15 protein-coding genes, 3 tRNA genes and 1 other RNA gene are annotated in these 17,282 nt (G+C 41.6%); 9 read left to right on the top strand and 10 right to left on the bottom strand.

Annotated elements, in window-relative coordinates; genetic code table 11:
- The first annotated feature begins 190 nt into the window (after nucleotides 1-190).
- Nucleotides 191-1,816, top strand: a complete 1,626-nt coding sequence (locus F986_RS12310; RefSeq protein ID WP_004695541.1) for an NAD+ synthase — start codon at nucleotides 191-193, stop codon at nucleotides 1,814-1,816.
- A 51-nt stretch (nucleotides 1,817-1,867) separates the two neighbouring features.
- Here the strand turns inward: F986_RS12310 and F986_RS17980 are convergent.
- Together F986_RS17980 and F986_RS12295 are read right to left on the bottom strand one after the other, a co-directional pair.
- Nucleotides 1,868-3,105, bottom strand: a protein-coding gene (locus tag F986_RS17980) for an IS3 family transposase (RefSeq protein WP_100222789.1) whose coding sequence is annotated in 2 segments (ribosomal slippage) — nucleotides 1,868-2,769 and nucleotides 2,769-3,105 — 1,239 coding nt in all. Because the reading frame shifts where the segments join, the coding sequence is not laid out codon by codon here.
- A gap of 158 nt (nucleotides 3,106-3,263) precedes the next feature.
- Nucleotides 3,264-3,340: transfer RNA gene (locus tag F986_RS12295), tRNA-Met, on the bottom strand.
- A gap of 692 nt (nucleotides 3,341-4,032) precedes the next feature.
- Here F986_RS12295 and F986_RS12290 point away from each other — a divergent pair.
- Nucleotides 4,033-5,025, top strand: a complete 993-nt coding sequence (locus tag F986_RS12290; RefSeq protein WP_004695538.1) for an RDD family protein — start codon at nucleotides 4,033-4,035, stop codon at nucleotides 5,023-5,025.
- Between the two features lie 52 nt (nucleotides 5,026-5,077).
- Here the strand turns inward: F986_RS12290 and F986_RS12285 are convergent.
- The 4 genes from F986_RS12285 to coaD all read right to left on the bottom strand — a co-directional run bounded on the left by F986_RS12285 (nucleotide 5,078) and on the right by coaD (nucleotide 6,388).
- Nucleotides 5,078-5,154: transfer RNA gene (locus F986_RS12285), tRNA-Met, on the bottom strand.
- 73 nt (nucleotides 5,155-5,227) lie between these two features.
- An RNA gene (rnpB, locus tag F986_RS17620) (RNase P RNA component class A) lies at nucleotides 5,228-5,605 on the bottom strand.
- Between the two features lie 26 nt (nucleotides 5,606-5,631).
- Nucleotides 5,632-5,895: a YfhL family 4Fe-4S dicluster ferredoxin gene (locus F986_RS12280; RefSeq protein ID WP_004695536.1), complete on the bottom strand. Its 264-nt coding sequence runs from the start codon at nucleotides 5,893-5,895 to the stop codon at nucleotides 5,632-5,634.
- 1 nt (nucleotide 5,896) lies between these two features.
- A complete protein-coding gene (coaD, locus tag F986_RS12275) occupies nucleotides 5,897-6,388 on the bottom strand; it encodes a pantetheine-phosphate adenylyltransferase (RefSeq protein ID WP_004695534.1) in 492 nt (163 codons plus the stop codon).
- 141 nt (nucleotides 6,389-6,529) lie between these two features.
- On the opposite strand from coaD, the gene smpB reads away from it, so the two are divergent.
- Entirely contained in the window at nucleotides 6,530-7,006 is a 477-nt protein-coding gene (smpB, locus tag F986_RS12270) for an SsrA-binding protein SmpB (protein WP_004695532.1), read from the top strand.
- A gap of 29 nt (nucleotides 7,007-7,035) precedes the next feature.
- Here the strand turns inward: smpB and F986_RS12265 are convergent, their stop codons facing one another.
- From F986_RS12265 to rluD, 3 genes are all read right to left on the bottom strand, one after another.
- On the bottom strand, nucleotides 7,036-7,602 hold the full coding sequence (locus F986_RS12265; RefSeq protein ID WP_004695530.1) for a flavodoxin family protein: 567 nt from the start codon (nucleotides 7,600-7,602) through the stop codon (nucleotides 7,036-7,038).
- 107 nt (nucleotides 7,603-7,709) lie between these two features.
- Nucleotides 7,710-8,450: a peptidoglycan editing factor PgeF gene (pgeF, locus tag F986_RS12260; RefSeq protein ID WP_004695528.1), complete on the bottom strand. Its 741-nt coding sequence runs from the start codon at nucleotides 8,448-8,450 to the stop codon at nucleotides 7,710-7,712.
- Nucleotides 8,451-8,480: 30 nt separating this feature from the next.
- Complete coding sequence (gene rluD / locus F986_RS12255) at nucleotides 8,481-9,533, bottom strand: 23S rRNA pseudouridine(1911/1915/1917) synthase RluD (protein ID WP_004695527.1); 1,053 nt, start codon at nucleotides 9,531-9,533, stop codon at nucleotides 8,481-8,483.
- Nucleotides 9,534-9,604: 71 nt separating this feature from the next.
- Between rluD and F986_RS12250 the strand changes: the two genes are divergently transcribed.
- The gene (locus F986_RS12250; protein WP_004695525.1) at nucleotides 9,605-10,588 is read left to right on the top strand and encodes an outer membrane protein assembly factor BamD; all 984 of its coding nucleotides are present in this window, start codon (nucleotides 9,605-9,607) and stop codon (nucleotides 10,586-10,588) included.
- Nucleotides 10,589-10,779: 191 nt separating this feature from the next.
- On the top strand, nucleotides 10,780-12,675 hold the full coding sequence (locus F986_RS12245; RefSeq protein ID WP_004695523.1) for a DNA primase: 1,896 nt from the start codon (nucleotides 10,780-10,782) through the stop codon (nucleotides 12,673-12,675).
- Between the two features lie 26 nt (nucleotides 12,676-12,701).
- Here F986_RS12245 and hemA read toward each other — a convergent pair whose 3' ends face one another.
- Nucleotides 12,702-13,985 (bottom strand): glutamyl-tRNA reductase, encoded by a 1,284-nt coding sequence (gene hemA / locus F986_RS12240; protein ID WP_004695521.1) that lies wholly within the window; start codon nucleotides 13,983-13,985, stop codon nucleotides 12,702-12,704.
- 78 nt (nucleotides 13,986-14,063) lie between these two features.
- On the opposite strand from hemA, the gene F986_RS12235 reads away from it, so the two are divergent.
- The 4 genes from F986_RS12235 (at nucleotide 14,064) to F986_RS12220 (ending at nucleotide 17,278) form a co-directional block, all read left to right on the top strand.
- On the top strand, nucleotides 14,064-15,773 hold the full coding sequence (locus F986_RS12235) for a tetratricopeptide repeat protein (protein ID WP_004695519.1): 1,710 nt from the start codon (nucleotides 14,064-14,066) through the stop codon (nucleotides 15,771-15,773).
- Nucleotides 15,774-15,778: 5 nt separating this feature from the next.
- Nucleotides 15,779-16,360 carry a lipoprotein insertase outer membrane protein LolB gene (gene lolB / locus F986_RS12230; protein ID WP_004695517.1) on the top strand — a complete coding sequence of 194 codons (582 nt, stop codon included), beginning with the start codon at nucleotides 15,779-15,781 and terminating at the stop codon, nucleotides 16,358-16,360.
- 11 nt (nucleotides 16,361-16,371) lie between these two features.
- Nucleotides 16,372-17,202, top strand: coding sequence for a 4-(cytidine 5'-diphospho)-2-C-methyl-D-erythritol kinase (gene ispE / locus F986_RS12225; protein WP_004695515.1), 831 nt, complete (start codon nucleotides 16,372-16,374; stop codon nucleotides 17,200-17,202).
- Between the two features lies 1 nt (nucleotide 17,203).
- Nucleotides 17,204-17,278 (top strand) — tRNA-Gln (locus tag F986_RS12220).
- Nucleotides 17,279-17,282 lie beyond the last annotated feature (4 nt).

Below are 17,282 nucleotides of genomic sequence, written 5' to 3'. Positions count from 1 at the left end.
TCTTTTTAAGGACATTTACGGATTTTTTTTAGAATATCCCTTAAAAAAAATCGCATTTCGTATATAGTATTCGCACTTATTATTGATTAATACTTCTATTTGTTTATCGTCACTTACACCACGTAGAACTTATAGCTATAACAAACTCAATCGTCGTGTATATCCCTATAGGTATAGGATTTAGTTGGAAATGAAAAGTTTTAAAATTGCACTTGCACAGTTCTCTCCGCACATTGGCAACCTTGAAGCAAATGCCCAAAAAATGTTGGAGCAGGCCAATGAAGCAAAAAAACAAAATGCTGATTTAATTATTTTTCCAGAACTTTCGAGCATTGGTTACCCAGCAGAAGATTTACTTCTACGTCCTAGCCTAACCAAACGCACGCAACAAGTTTTTGAACAACTTAAAACAGTAAAAGACATTGTGATGGTCTTTGGTTTTGTCAATCAAACTGAAGACAGTCAACGCTACAACGCCGCTGCGGTCATGAAAGATGGACAAGTTTTGGGTGTGTATAACAAACAAAACTTGCCAAACTATAGCGTGTTTGATGAAAAGCGCTACTTCACCGAAGGGCATCAACACCTTGTTTTTGAATATCTGGGGCATAAGTTTGGTGTGTTGATTTGTGAAGATGTTTGGTCACTTTCAACAGTACAACAACTGGCACAGCTCAATGTAGAAACGGCTTTGGTCTTAAATGCTTCACCATATGAAGTCGGTAAGCCGCAGCACCGTGTTGAAACCATGTCTGCATTGGCAAAACAAATGAACCTCAACTTGGTTTATGCCAACCAAGTCGGCGGTCAAGACGACCTGATCTTTGATGGTACAAGCTTCGTGATTGCCAAAAATGGTTCGATTGTACTTCAAGCAGAAAGCTTTAAAGAGTCTCTGTATTTCGCTGAATACGAAGCAGAACAACAAGCCTTTAAGGCCAATGCGCTGCCGCCTGCTTTAGACACTATGGCAGAGATTTATCAAAGCTTAGTGATGGCGACTCGTGACTATGTACAGCGCTCAGGTTTCCCTGGAGTAATTTTGGGTTTATCAGGCGGGATCGACTCAGCTCTAACTCTTGCAATTGCAGCTGATGCCATTGGCGCCGACAAAGTCCAAGCCGTAATGATGCCATATACCTATACCGCTCAAATCAGTGTAGAAGATGCTGCTGAACAAGCGAAGAGTATGGGGGTGACTTTTGGGATTGCTGAAATCAACCCGATTGTGAACAGCTTTATGCAAACGCTTTATCCGTTCTTTGGCAACAGCCCTGCGGATGCAACTGAAGAAAACTTACAAGCACGTGCCCGCGGTACACTGCTGATGGGTTTATCCAACAAATTTGGTAATTTAGTCCTCTCTACAGGCAATAAATCAGAATTGGCGGTGGGCTACTGCACGCTCTATGGTGACATGGTGGGTGGTTTTGCAGTACTGAAAGATGTGTATAAAACCATTGTGTTTGAACTTGCGAAATACCGTAACAGCATTTCAGACAAGCCAGTGATTCCTGAGCGTGTGATTACTCGCCCACCTTCAGCAGAGCTACGTCCAGATCAAAAAGACCAAGACTCTTTACCGCCATATGATGTACTGGATGCCATTTTGTATGCCTATATCGAAGAAGATATGAGCCAAGATGACATCATTGGCAAAGGCTTTGATGCTGAAGTGGTTGCAAAAGTAATTCGTTTGGTTGATTTCAATGAATACAAACGTCGCCAAGGTGCAATTGGTCCGCGTATCAGCTCACGTGCATTTAGCCGTGAACGTCGCTACCCAATCATGAATGGCTGGAAAGCTGGCATATAAGCAGCATGTCTTGTCCTGAAATAGATTGACAGTATTCCACTTCAAACCGAGTTAAGCAATTAGCTCGGTTTTAGTTTGCTCATACATCTGATTCGGGGTGTTCATATTTAAACTTAAATGTGGTCTATAGTAATTATAAATCATGATAGATTCCGTAATTAAGTGATCTAACTCCTTCATGGTTTGACATCGTGTAGTTAAAAACTCCTGCTTTAATATTCCATTAATCCGCTCTGCTAATGCATTTTGATATGAGAAACACTGTTTCGCAAGGTATCCATCTGTCATGGAAGGACATATCCCATAATGGTGCAATGCCGATTGATATAGCTCAGAGCAATACTGAGAGCCTCTGTCTGAATGATGAATCATCCTAGTCGCTCGATCCGTCACATGCTGCATCGCCATATGTAGAGCCTGCATAACATTCTCCGCACGCATATCATTCGATAACTTATAACCTTTAATCTGACGGGTATAAGCATCTGTCACCAATGATAAATAATGTACGCCTTCAGCACTCTCAACATAAGTAATATCACTAACAAAGACTTCGTTGGCTTGCACTGCTGAATAATCCTTTAATAAATTTGGATGCTTCTTCATCCAATGCTTGCTATCCGTAGTTTTTGTATAGCGACGCTTGGGGCGAATCAATAAATTATGCTCTTTCAATATTTTAAATAACTGATCCCGTCCACACTTTAAACCACGCTGCAACAATTTGCCTTTAATAAGCCAATACAACTTACGTGTTCCGATACTTGGCATGAGACAACGATATTCCATAACCAACTCAAGTATTTGTTCAGTTGCTTGTGCAGTCATTTGAGCACGTTTTTCTGCTTGATAATAAGCTTGTCGGGTGATTCCCAACCACTGACAATAACGTGAAACGCTTAGTCCTCTTTGGCTTTGCCAATCTTTGAAACGTGCTCGGTATACTTTTTTCCAAGATCAGTCCCACATTCTTTATCAATGTGATAAATCACATCCTGAATAAATTCAGTTTTAAGCTTTTCTGCGGCTAACTGCTTTTCTAATTGGCGGATTCGTTGTTGGGGTGTTAATTGGCGTTTAGAAGAAGGCGGCATATTCGAAGTCCAGTCCTGTTGTCCGTGCTTGCGTAACCATACCAGCACAGTTGATCTTCCTTGAATACCATATTTTGCCTGAGCTTGTTTATAAGTAATTTGCCCTTTTTCTACTTCATGTACAACCATCATTTTAAAGGCAAAGCTATAATCACCTTGTGTACGTTTAACTCTTTGTTCTCGTTCATGTTCCATAAAATAAGCCTCTTAAAGGTGTAAACTTATTTCAGGACGGGACAGCAGTTCCAATAAAAAAGCCCAAACATCTGTTTGGGCTTTTTTATCTCGACATATTCAAATCTATTTTTTACGCACAAAAAAAGAGACCAAGCTGAGAGCTTGGTCTTTTAAAATGGTGGCTATGACGAGACTTGAACTTGTGACCCCCGCATTATGAGTGCGGTGCTCTAACCAACTGAGCTACATAGCCGTAAACTGTGGGGGCATTATCTATACATATTAAACACCCGTCAAGCCCCACCTCACCCCAATGATCAGCATTTAAACAATTGATAATTAAATGTTTAAAATTAATACATATTTAGTAAAAAAACATAGGGCACAATAGCTAAATACATAAAGAAAATTATCCTTACTCAGATCAAATCCTTGCTTATTGCTACACTCATAACAATACTAAGTGCATGCCACCTCGTGAGTCCAGTCTTGGTCAATTATAATAACGCTCACATAGATGTTGCCAAATGAATCACCTATCAACACTTATAGAACATGCAACAAAAACGATGCATGGCACAGCTCAACAAGATCCAACAACACTTACATCATGTTCAAAAAATTACCATCTGAACAATTTGAAATTGTAATGCTAAAGTTATGCATTACACACAGCTAAACTGAACAAAGAATAAAATTACAGGCTAAAAAATAAATTTTTGCAGAACAATGTACTGCCTATATACAGATCCAAAATAGCTTCCAAGGATTAAAATCGCAGAAGTATCAACTCAATGTAAACAAAAAGAATCTCTTCGAATTATTGATTTCATCTCTACAATTCTGTAAAACAGCTCACTATTTAATAAAGTGATTAAAACTTTTTAATCACTGATTACTTTTAACATCAAAACCAATAATTTTATAACAGCATGAGTCATTATTTTGGATAATACAATTGAAAATGATGTATCACCTGATACACAACCTTATATTGCAGGCTTTTGGCGTAGGAGCTTCGCATTTATCATTGATGCTTTGCTGATCGGTGCTTTCTGTAACATTATCTCTAGCCTATTAGGTAAATTTCCTTATGAATACCCTATACTCATAACATTAATTGGTTATCTTTTCGTTATTCTATACTTTACTTATTGCAACAGCGTTAACAATAATGGACAAACAATCGGCAAAATTCTTCAATCCATTAAAGTCGTCAAACTAGATCAGCAGTATCTCAGCCTATCCGCCTCATTTTTACGCTCAGCAATTTTATATGCCCCTTTCTGCTTAATGTCTTTTACGCTACTTTTTCACCCAGTATTGAATAGCATCTTTACGATACTCTTAGGCAGCTTACTGATTTCTACACTTTATTTATATATTTTTAATCGGAAAAATCGCCGCTCTATTCACGACTATCTAGCCCACACAATTGTCATAAAAAATGGGGTTGAACCTAAGACTATTTCTACAACATGGAATGTACATTTTTACATCGCAACTATTTTAGTTTTCATTTTTTCAGGGTTACAAGTTTGGAACAGTATTACAAGTGACCAAGACTATATTCCTATTTCTTTACAAAATCTAAAATTTAAGGAATTAAGCCAATTTGATTATGGTTATCTCATCCTTCCTAAAAATGAGGAAGGTATAAATCCAACTCAACATTATTATTTAGCCACGATTACCGATCCTAATTTACTCAATAATCCAAGTTATGCTGAAGAATTTGCAGAATATATTTTCAAATTAGAACCACGTCACCGTGCAAAATATCTAGAAAATTATGTTCAACTCACCGCTCGCTATCAATTTGGGTTAATTTCAAAAAAACGTTCTTCCACCTATTTAATTGAAACAGATGATCAACAGGAAATTACTGCTCAGGAAGTTTCTTCACAACAACAAACGCAAATTGGAGGTGGGTATTAACCCCAAAATAAGGACAAAAAAAGACCACGTTTTGGAACGTGGTCTATAAAAATGGTGGCTATGACGAGACTTGAACTTGTGACCCCCGCATTATGAGTGCGGTGCTCTAACCAACTGAGCTACATAGCCTTAAACTGTGCGCGCATTATGTGGTTTTCTCACTAGTACGTCAAGTACCTTGCGCGCTTAATTGATCAAAATTTGTTGAAGTGAGCCGATAAGCCGGGTTCTGTCGAGAACGATCATTCCTCTAGGCGTACAATCACTCATACGCTCAAGCGACCTACCCGGATCCAGCATGGGCCATGCCTAAAGGATCCCTATTTGGTCTTGCTTCCGGTGGGGTTTACCATGCCATGAACTGTTACCAGCCATGCGGTGCGCTCTTACCGCACCCTTTCACCCTTACCTCCGATTTCGATTGCTCGAAACCATAATGAAGGCGGTCTACTCTCTGCTGCACTTTCCGTCGGCTCACGCCGCCCAGGCGTTACCTGGCACCTTGCCCTATGAAGCCCGGACTTTCCTCCCCTGCTTCAATCACGGAGATCTCCACAGCAGCGATCGTCTGGCTCACTTCGAGGCGCATAGTATCAAATCTTAGACTTAATTGCTTGCGCTTTTTTGAGCAATCAGCTTTTTATATTTATCCATGAGCTCATCCTCAGTTTCCGCATGATTAGGATCCAACGGAATACAGTCCACTGGACAGAACAATTGACACTGGGGTTTATCATAATGTCCGATACACTCTGTGCATAAGTCTGGATTGATTTCATAAATCAATTCCCCCATGAAAATGGCTTCATTGGGGCACACAGGTTCACAAACATCACAATTGATGCATTCATCGGTTATATATAAAGACACATTACCAACCTTGTTGATGTTTACGTTCAAAAGCAGCGACTACAGCTTGCGGTACAAACTTGGTCACATCACCTTTTAAACGTGCTATTTCACGAATCAACGTCGATGAAATAAATGAATACTGCTCTGACGGCGTTAAAAATACTGCCTCAAAGTGTGAATCAAGTTGACGGTTCATATTGGCTAACTGGAACTCGTATTCAAAGTCAGACACTGCACGCAATCCTCGCAGTACAGCCGTTGCCTTCTGTTCACGGAAGAAATTTACCAACAAACCATCAAAACCTACAAACTCAACATTATCAAGATGGCTTAATGATGCTTTGGCCAAGCTCACACGCTCTTCTAAACTAAAGAGAGGGTTTTTATGATGACCAATGGCAATGGCTACCACCACTTCATCAAACATACGTGATGCACGTGTGACCAAATCAATATGACCATTGGTAATTGGATCAAAAGTCCCCGGGTAAATGACGCGAGTTTTAGACATCCATTTTTACTCTGTTGATTTTGTAGAGCCATATTTTAGCAAAAACTTGTTTTATAGGTGAAGAAACTCCATAAATTTGAAAAAACTTCACCTTAACCCTGCTTTAAGGCACAATAGGTACATTGTTGGAAGTAATTGATTATGGCGAAAGCAACTGTAGTTAAAAAAAATACCAGCGGGACGATTGCACAGAATAAACGTGCACGTCACGACTATTTTATTGAAGAAAAATTTGAAGCTGGCCTGTCACTGCAAGGCTGGGAAGTGAAATCATTACGTGCAGGTCGTATGACGCTGTCTGAGAGTTATATCACCTTTAAAAATGGTGAAGCTTTCCTGTTCGGTGCTCAAATTCAGCCTTTACTCAGTGCATCAACGCACATTGTTCCTGAAGCGACCCGTACCCGTAAGTTACTGTTGAACCGTCGTGAACTTGATAAGCTACTCGGCGCAGTGAATCAAAAAGGTTATTCATGCGTTCCGCTTGTTGCGTATTGGAAAGGACCACGTGCCAAATTAGAAATCGCTTTAGTAAAAGGCAAACAGCTACATGACAAACGTGCCACGGAAAAAGACCGTGACTGGCAACGTGATAAAGCCCGCATTATGCATAAATAATAAAAAACCTCCCAATGGGAGGTTTTTTATTAATAATCAGCTTTTAGCTCGACCAAATATTTTCCGAACTTTCGAGCAGTTTCCAAGTCACCTTCGGGTGGGGTTATTTCAATACTGGCGTTGTCTGACTGAGTCATCAAACCTAAAAAGCTCGACATCCGATTAATATCGTGTTGGCTACGTCCTGTCGGCATAAACGGTAAACCCGCCCACAACATACCATGCTGCATAGCAAATAAATTAATCTGTTGTAATACCGCCAGTTTATCGCCACTTAAGCCACCGCCATTGGTGAAACCTGCAGCCAGTTTCCCTTGCCAAGCCCGTGCTAACCAACGCTTAGAGGAGTCTTCCATAAACTGTTTAAGTGCTGCTGTGAGACTGCCCATATAGGTTGGACAACCCATCACAATAATATCGGCCTGATCTAACAAATCCCACTGCACAGCAGCAACAGAAATTAAATGCACATCAGCACCCGCCTGCTCTGCACCTTGTGCAATATACTGAGCGACTTTCGCCGTATGACCATAAGCGCTATGATAAACCACACACACATGAACAGGTGTAGCAGAAACAAGATCAGGTACAGACATGGAAATTTTTAAGACCAAAGAATTGAGTTAAGTTTAACACTTCCACTCGCTGAGTGGGGAGTAAGTGCAAGGATTAAAACAGCCAAACACTTCATCAAAAGCCAAAACTAATGCATAAACACAAAGGTCGCCATACGCCCAGTTTTGGCATGACGGCGATACGAAAAATATTCATCAGACTGGCTAAATGAACACTGATCACCGCCAGAAACCACTTCAACACCATGCTGTTTTAGAATAAATTTTGCGATCGCATATAAGTCAGCATAATATTTTCCAGCTTGCTCACCTGTTTGAAATGCAGACTCAAGCTCAGCATACTTTGAACAAAAAGCTTCTTTTACTTCCGCCCCAATTTCAAAACAAGGCTGGCTAATAGCCGCACCCAACCAAGCCCATGTTGGCTGAGTGTTCATACTGGCAATGGTATTTTCAACAATGCCATGTGCCAACCCACGCCAACCTGCATGCAAATTGGCCACTTCAGTTCCATCTACATTGCCTACAACCACTGGCAAACAATCGGCTGTCATCATCATCAGGGCATGCTTCGGGCGCTGTGTCACCAAACCATCCCCTTCTTGAGCATCAAAGTCAATTTGCTCATTCACTACACGGCAAATGGTGCTGTGAGTTTGCGTCATCCATGTGATTTTATCGACCCCATAGCCCGCAAACTCTTCGAGCAAGATCATGCGATGCTGTTGCACACGTGCGGCATCATCCTGTACGTGCAAAGCCAAATTAAAGCCTTGCAGTTCAGTTTGAGTGGTTTCTAAAGCACGATCATGATGCACACGGGTTTGCCCCACAAAAACACCTGCCGGAAGTCCTTGAACAAATTGCATATACTGTCCTTATGATGATTCAGCTATAACTTAGTAGGCTTTGTTTTCCGTACGGAGTACATCGACCAAGGTCGCCAAGTCTGCTGGCCACGGCGCTTTAAACAACATTTCATCACCTGTACGAGGGTGTTTCAAACCGAGCTCTGCTGCATGCAAGGCTTGGCGTCTGAAACCACGTAAAGTCTCATCTAAAAGTTCTGTTGCACCTGCGGGCACGCGCACACGCGGCATATACACAGGATCGCCAACTAAACCAAAACCAATATAACTAAAATGCACACGAATCTGATGCGTACGTCCAGTTTCAAGACGAGCTTGGATGCGGGTGAAATGTTGGAAGCGTTCTTTCACATTGTAGTGTGTTACAGCATCTTTACCGCCTGGCAAGACCGCCATTTTGACACGATCGACAGGGTGACGTTTAATCGGTTCATCCACCGTGCCGCCAGCAATCACATTGCCATACACAATCAGGTCATAAACACGGTAAACCGTTTTTTTCGCCAATTGCTTGCTGAGTGAAAATTGTGCTTCTAAATTTTTCGCAATAACCAATAAGCCTGACGTATCTTTATCAATACGATGCACCAAACCCGCACGAGTCAGTTCTGCCGATTTTGGATAATGATGCAATAATGCATTCACTAAAGTACCTGATGAGTTGCCCGCACCTGGGTGAACTACCATCCCAACAGGCTTATTAACGACAATAATGTCGTCATCTTCATACACAATATCCAGCGGAATATCTTCAGGCAGACTACGAGTTTGGGCTTCTAACTCAACTTCAAGGGTTAACAGTTCAAATCCTTCACATTTATATTTCGGTTTGACACTGTTACCATTTACCAACAAATGGCCTTCTTTTAGCCACTGTTTGAGTTTTTCACGCGAAAAGTCGCTCCAAATCGTTGCTGCGACTTGGTCTATACGCTGTCCGAGATAAGTTTCATCCAATTGAAATTGCAACGATAAACGTGTTGCAGTAGAGCTTGAAGTATGGTTATCTGCATCCTCAGAATCTTCAAGTAAATTGAAATCGGTTTCAGGGAAATTTGGATCGGAAGATTGTGCTTGAGCCATTTGATCATTCAAATAAAAGTGATTTAATAGCGCAATTGTAGCTCATTGCCCGTATTAACAGAGGAATTTTTATGTCGCTACCACATTATAAAATGACAATGCTTGCTCTAACGATTGGCATTGCATCTGCAATGGTAGGCTGTAGCAGCAATCCCAAGAAAGAAGTGGTAGATACCGGTCCACAATCGAGTGAACAGGTTTATATTCAAAAAGCAGAAAAAGCACTGCAAAGTGGTCAATATACCGACGCTGCAAAACACTTAGAAGCATTAGATACCTATTACCCTACAGGTGAATATGCACAACAAGCTCAACTAGAGCTGCTCTATGTGAAGTTTCAGCAAAAAGATTATGAAGGTGCGATTGCACTGGCTGATCGTTTCATTCGTTTGAACCCTCAGCATCCAAATGTGGACTATGCCTACTATGTACGTGGTGTAGCCAACATGGAACAAAACTATGATGGTTTGATTCGCTATACATCTTTAAAGCAAGCACATCGCGATGTGAGCTATCTTAAAGTGGCGTATCAAAACTTCGTAGATTTTATTCGTCGTTACCCTTCAAGCACTTATGCTGTAGATGCCGCACAACGCATGAAGTTTATCAGCAATGAGTTGGCTGAAAGCGAAATGAATGCCGCACGTTTTAATATCAAACGTAAAGCATGGGTCGCAGCACTAGAGCGTGCGCAATGGGTGATTGAACATTATCCACAAAGCCCTCAAGTGCCTGAAGCTTTAGCAACTGTTGCTTATTCGTATGACCAATTGGGCGACAAGCAAACTGCACAACAATATACCGATGTCTTGAAACTAAATTATCCAAATTTAGTGAAATCGAATGGTGAAGTGAACTTACGTGCTGCACGTAAAGAAGCAAGTTGGGTCAACCGTGCGACTTTAGGTGTATTTGGTCGCGAAGAACAAAACAGTTCTGAAGAAAAAATCGAGCAACCCAAACAAACAACAGAGCGCAGCTTTACCAACCGTATCAGTTTCGGTTTACTCGATCGCCCTGAAACACAGCAAAACATCAATACTGAAACCGAATAATTCCTCTGAAATATTCGCTATTTTAGAAAGGGCAAGTTATCATACTTGCCCTTTTGTTTTGTGCGATTTCCGCTTGATCAAAACGCCTAAAAGGTATACAAAACAATCTAGATTCGATGGTTTTTTGCATTTTAAAACCTCCATCTCTGCTTCTTTTCACGGTTCAAAACATCAGCGACTGACGATTCGACATGGCTATTCCTCAACACACCATTGACCAAATTTTAGATCGGACCGACATTGTCGACCTGATTGGTCAACGTGTGAAACTTAAAAAGTCAGGTCGTACCTATTCAGGCTGTTGTCCGTTCCATCAAGAAAAATCACCATCTTTTCACGTGTATCGTGACAAACAGTATTTCCACTGTTTTGGTTGTCAGGCCAATGGGAATGCCATTCGTTTTTTAATGGACATCGACAGTCGTAGCTTTATTGATGTGATGAAGGATTTGTCGAGTCAAACAGGCATCGAACTTCCAAAAGATAACCGTGACTCGAAAAAACTGGTGTATAAGCGCGAAGCTAAACCTGCTCAAAAACCACAGGTTGATGTCGCCGAAGCCAAAAAAACTGAGCCAGCTCCAGCACAACCTGAGTTTCAGATTGAGCATGATCCTTTTGCTGAATTTCAGTCCATGGACTATCAAGAAGGTTACACTGATTTTGATACTTTCGAGGGCTTCAACACTGCCCCCGTTCAAGAAGGCAACTTATACGACCTGTTAGAAAATATTGCGCAATACTATGAGCAACAACTACCGCATAGTCGTGCTGCTCAGCAGTACTTTAAACAGCGTGGTCTCAGCCGAGATACCATTGCATATTGGCGTTTAGGTTATGCACCTGAGGACTGGCAACACTTAGAAAAAGCCTTCCCGCAAGATATCGAAGGCTTAAAGCTACTCGGACTGATTCGTACTAGTGATAACGGTCGTGACTTCGACTTACTGCGGGATCGTGTCATATTTCCGATTCGTGATGCCAAAGGTCGCGTGGTGGGCTTCGGTGGTCGTGCTCTAAATGACGAAATTAAACCCAAATACATCAATTCGCCAGACTCTGAGGTATTTCATAAAAACCAATTGCTTTATGGTTTATATGAAGGCCGTAAACAAAAAGCCCAAGACTGGCTGATGGTCGAAGGCTATATGGATGTGATTGCGCTACAGCAGTATGGCATTGCAGGTGCCGTGGCGACCTTAGGAACTGCCAGTAACACCGAACACTTAAATATTCTGTTTAAACAAAATAACCGTATTACCATTGCCTTCGATGGTGATGTGGCCGGACAAAAAGCGGCACGCCGCACTTTAGAAATTGCGTTACCTTTACTCAATGATGGTCGCGAGCTGAAGTTTTTTGTTTTACCAAATGATCATGACCCTGACTCACTGATTCGTCGCGAAGGTATTGAAAACTTTAATAAACTGCTCCAACAGGCTCCTCTTCTATCAGACTTTGTTTTTGCACATCTAACGCAGAACCATGACATCAGTAGTCCTGAAGGTAAAAGTCAGGTCATGAGTGAGTTACGCCAACTGACGGACTTATTGCCAAAAACAGGCTCTTTCCGTTATTTGCTAAATCAATCCTTCAAAGAAAAACTCGGTTTTGGTCGTCGCTGGACACCTCAAGTCAGCAACGATGCCTCGTTGTCTTTTAATATTCGCACCAAAGACGAAGACTTCGCCCTCGCCGTTCTGATCCATCATCCGTTTTTGTATATTCACTTTGAAACTCTACGCGCCTATTTACCTGAAGATGAACTTTTAGCGCATGTGCTACAAGTCTTAGATGGCATCTTTGATGATTTACCCGATGACCAAGAACTGGCGACCTATTATGTACTGGGTGCGTGTAGCCGTTATGCCAACGCGATTGCCGATATTATGCAGCGCACCAATATTGAAGAACTAACTAAAACACCAGAACTGGCGGATAAACTGGCCAGTGAATATGCCCTTTCGCTTGAAGAAAAATATTTAAAACTTAAACTTAAAGCCCCAAATTCATTAATTGAGACACGAAATTTAAAACATAAACTCTTTGAACTGACCAAAAAAATAGGCTTAAGACTAATTACTTAAACCTATTACATTTTTTGTATTCGGATTTACTTTTTAGTTTTACGACGTTTAGCAAAAGTCTCATTTAAACACGTTTGCATTTGCTCAAAATGACTCGGATCTTCAGATTTGGCTGCTTCACGCAGCATAATCGAGGTCGGATGTAGCAACTTCTGCGTCAAACGATGTGCAAACTCTTGCATCACTCGTTCCGCCTGTTCCCCTTTCGCAATCCGTGCCAACGCTAGATCTAATTCTTCTTGCCTTAACTGTTCACCTTGCTGACGGTAAGCATGGATGGTTTCACCCGCAAGATTAACCTTCTGCTGAGTCACCAACTCGGTTGCTAATTGGTTGACCATGACCTCAGCTTCAACCGCCGCCTGACGACGTTGAGCAAGGTTTTCATCAATCACCGACTGCAAGTCATCTACGCCATATAAATAGACGCCATCCAAACTTTCCACTTTCGGTTCAATATCACGCGGAACAGCCAAATCCACCATCAACATTTGTTGATAACGACGCTTTTTTAAAGCAGCTTTGACATCTGGATAATGAATCACCTGATGTAAACTACCGGTACAACTGGAAATGACATCTGCACGTGCTAAGTTATTGGCCAACTGATCAAACTCAATGATTTCAACATCTACACGATGGGCTATTTCTTGAGCCAAAGTTTCAGCCCGTTCACGTGTACGGTTACAAATGAGGATTTTTGCGACTCCCATTTCAGCCAAATGCTTCGCCACTAAGCTATTCATTTCGCCCGCAGCGACCACCATGACTGTCAACTTTTCAGGCTTACTAAACACTTGTAATGCCAACTGAGCCACCGCGTAGCCCATCGATACAGCATGACTACCCACAGCCGTTTCAGAGCGGACGCGTTTCGCCGCATAGAAAGCATATTCAAAAATTCGGTTTAAATGAGGAGAAACAGTATGAGCCGTCTTCGCTAGAGATAGTGCAGATTTAACCTGCCCCAAAATTTGCGGTTCACCAAGCATGAGTGAATCTAAACCGCTTGCAACACGCATTAAGTGAGTCACAGCCTGCGCATTTTCATAACGGTATACATGATTCAACAATTGTTTAACATCTATGCCATTTGCTTGGGCGAGCCAGTTTAATACCATATCTGAGTTTTCAGACATGGCATACACTTCTGTTCTGTTACACGTAGAGACCACCACCATTTCATTTAAGTCTTGGTTTTGGCCTTGTTGCTCAAGCAGTTGCGTTAACTTTTCAGGGTTAAATGCAATTTGCTCACGCAATTCTACGGAGGCGGTTTGATGGTTGACACCCAATGCAAAGAAAGACATATCAGATCATCATTTCGCTAAATTTATGCTATTGTGCAATAACGGTGTCATAAAAAGCATTACTTGGATCAAGAAAAATTGCGTCAAACACATTGCCGACTGAGCGGCGCGAGAATTAAGCAATATTCTACCACATTCTTACTCGTCGGTAGCATGGCATCTAGTGCTCATCTTAGAGCAGCTGGAGATTTTTCGCTATCTAATTATGATGCAATTCAACAAAGTATGATTGCCGAATTTGCACTGGCTTACCAAGACAGTGCGACTGCCTTGCACAACTATACTGTGCTGGCGATTAAAAGTAATTCCACCACCATTAAACAACGCGCTTTAAATATTGCCCTTGAGCAAAATGATTTGCATGCCGCACTCGACATTGCAACGCATTGGGTGGTGCAAGAGCCCACCGATGTTCCAGCCTTATTTTATTTGTCGCATATTGCACTCAAAGCACATGAATATGAGCTTGCGGCTGAAACGCTCGATAAGATTCTCAATATTGATGCCAATGCTGATTTAGAGCAAATCCTTGCGGGAATTGCCCCTGAAGAACCTGAAGATCAAGAAATTCTCATTCAAGCGTTACGTTCGAGTAAGGAGCGGAACAATCCCTCTATTTTGGCATTGATTGCAGGTTTAGAGGCTCAAAATGGCCAGCTTGAACAAGCCCTGACCACCATTAATAAAGCCCTAAAAAAGCGCGGAAAAGTCACAGGCTACATCCTGATGAAAGCCAACTTACTCAGCGCACTCGGTCAAGAGGAAGAAACCCGTAATTGGTATGCGAAATCGAGTCGTAAACACCGCGACAATGTCGATATCCGTTTAGCAGAAGCCAAATATCTGATTAAAATTAATGCGTCGAATGAGGCCTTAACCAAGCTTGAGAGCCTGATTAAAAAATGGCCTAACCAAGAAGAAGCCTTGTTTATTGCGGGGTTAACCAGTATTGATTTAAAGAAGTACGAAAAAGCTGAAAAATATCTGGTTGAACTACGTAATTCGGCTGAATATCAAAATGAAGCCTATTACTATCTAGCAGTGAATGCTGAACGAAAACAGCATTTTGAAACAGCCAAGGCCTACTACCGTCTAGTCGATGGTAGTCTGTATACCGTATCGCGTCGTAGCCTCATCAGTATCTATACTCAGCAAAACAAACCCAATGATGCTTTACGCTTCTTAACCCAAGAACGGGTGAACTACCCACAACATGCAAGCTTCTTGTATCAGGCACAAGCCGATATTTTAAAGCGCATGAATAACAAAGCCGCAGCCATGCGACTGTTAGATGAGGCGATTAAAAACTTACCGGATGATCCTGAACTGATCTATTCTGAAGTGCTAATGTTGGATCCACATACGGATAAAGACAAACTTGAAAAGTTGCTAAACCAACTGTTAAGTATTGAGCCCAATAGCCCAACCTACCTCAATGCTTATGCATACACTTTAGCCTTGCAAAACAGACGCTTAGATGATGCACGTAGATTTGTTGAACATGCTTTAGAATATGCCCCTGAACAAGCCTCCATCTTAGATACCTTAGGCTTTATTTGTTACTTACAAAATGACTTTAGCACGTCAGCCGAAGTTTTAGAAAAAGCCTATCTCATCAGTGGTAGTGTCAATATTGGGGTACGTTATGCACGATCAGTCTATATGCTCGGTGATCTGCAAAAATTCTCCACTGTGTTACAACAACTCAAACAAAAACACCCAAATGATCCTCAATTGGATCAACTAAATACTTTATTGTTACCCCAACAACTGAAAAAGAGCTCATAGTTTTTATGCGTATTTTCTCAAATCTGAGCTTAAGCTTACTTGCTGCAAGTAGCTTGGCACTAACAGGCTGTCAACAATTTACCAAACCACAGCTTGACCCAAACACCATACAAACCGAATCTGATCAACACTTTAGCTTACAAGGTAAAATTGGGGTGCGTACGCCTGAACAGACAGGCAGTGCTTTTTTCACATGGGTACAACAGCAACAAGAGTTTGATATTGAGCTCAGTGGAATTTTAGGCGTTGGTAAGACGCAAATTACTGGTCGTCCAGGTGAAGTTAGCCTGAATAGTGCTAAAACTGGCCTCATCCAAGCTGAAACTCCTGAAGAACTTTTAAAAACAGCAACTGGTTGGCAGGCGCCCATCACCCATTTAGTCAATTGGGTTCAAGCCAAACCCGCAACAGTTCAAGCACAAATCCAACGTGACAGTGCCAAACGCGCAGTACAGATCATTGAAGATGGTTGGAGCGTTGAGCTGAGCTATAACGAGCAAGCCCATATGCCAAATCGGCTGATTTTAAAACAAGCACTTGAAAATGGTGCCGAAAACCGTATTACAATGGTCATTCAAAACCGCTAGTTTGTCTCGTTATGATCCGTGTCCCTGCCCCTTCAAAACTGAATTTGTTTTTACACATTACGGGTCGTCGTGAAAACGGCTACCATGAACTGCAAAGTATTTTCCAGTTGATCGATCTATGTGATTGGTTGGAATTTGAGCCTCGAACGGATCAAGAGATTCATATTGAAGGCTTAAATAGTGTCGATTTGAGTCAAAATTTGATTTATAGAGCAACGCAGATACTTAAGCCGTATGCACAAACAGCTACCGGTTTATCCATTCGTCTTGAAAAAATTATTCCGATGGGTGCAGGCTTAGGTGGCGGTTCATCGGATGCTGCAACGACATTAATCGTAGTCAATCAACTGTGGCAGTGCGGGCTAAATACTGAGCAATTAGCCGACTTGGGTGTTCAGTTAGGCGCAGACGTTCCCATCTTTGTCCATGGTCGCAATGCATGGGCTGAAGGCATAGGTGAGCACTTAACATTCATAGACTTAGATCAAAAACAATACATTGTGTTAAAACCTGATTGTTTTATCAGCACTCAATTGCTTTTTTCACAAAAAACATTGACAAGAAACACGAAGAGCTCTAAATTTTGCGCCTATCAGTTAAAGCCATCTGATTTTGGAAATAATTTTGAGCCTTTGGCAAGAAGTTTATATCCAGAAGTAGATGAAGCGATGCAATATCTCGACCAGTTCGGTGTTGCAAAACTTACAGGTACAGGTGCTTGTGTTTTTACTGAAGTAACGAGTGATATGAACATTGATGATGTTCTTGCAAATGCACCATGTAAAGCTTACTTGGTCAACAGCTTGAATAAATCACCAATAAGACATTTCCACGTTACCTGATAGGGGTATCGCCAAGTGGTAAGGCACCGGTTTTTGATATCGGCATCCGTTGGTTCGAATCCAGCTACCCCTGCCATTTT

The organism is Acinetobacter johnsonii CIP 64.6 (genome assembly GCF_000368045.1).
GTDB classification, from domain to species: Bacteria; Pseudomonadota; Gammaproteobacteria; order Pseudomonadales; family Moraxellaceae; genus Acinetobacter; species Acinetobacter johnsonii.
Note: the sequence above shows the minus strand (reverse complement) of the source record. Positions and strands in the feature narration are given on the sequence as shown.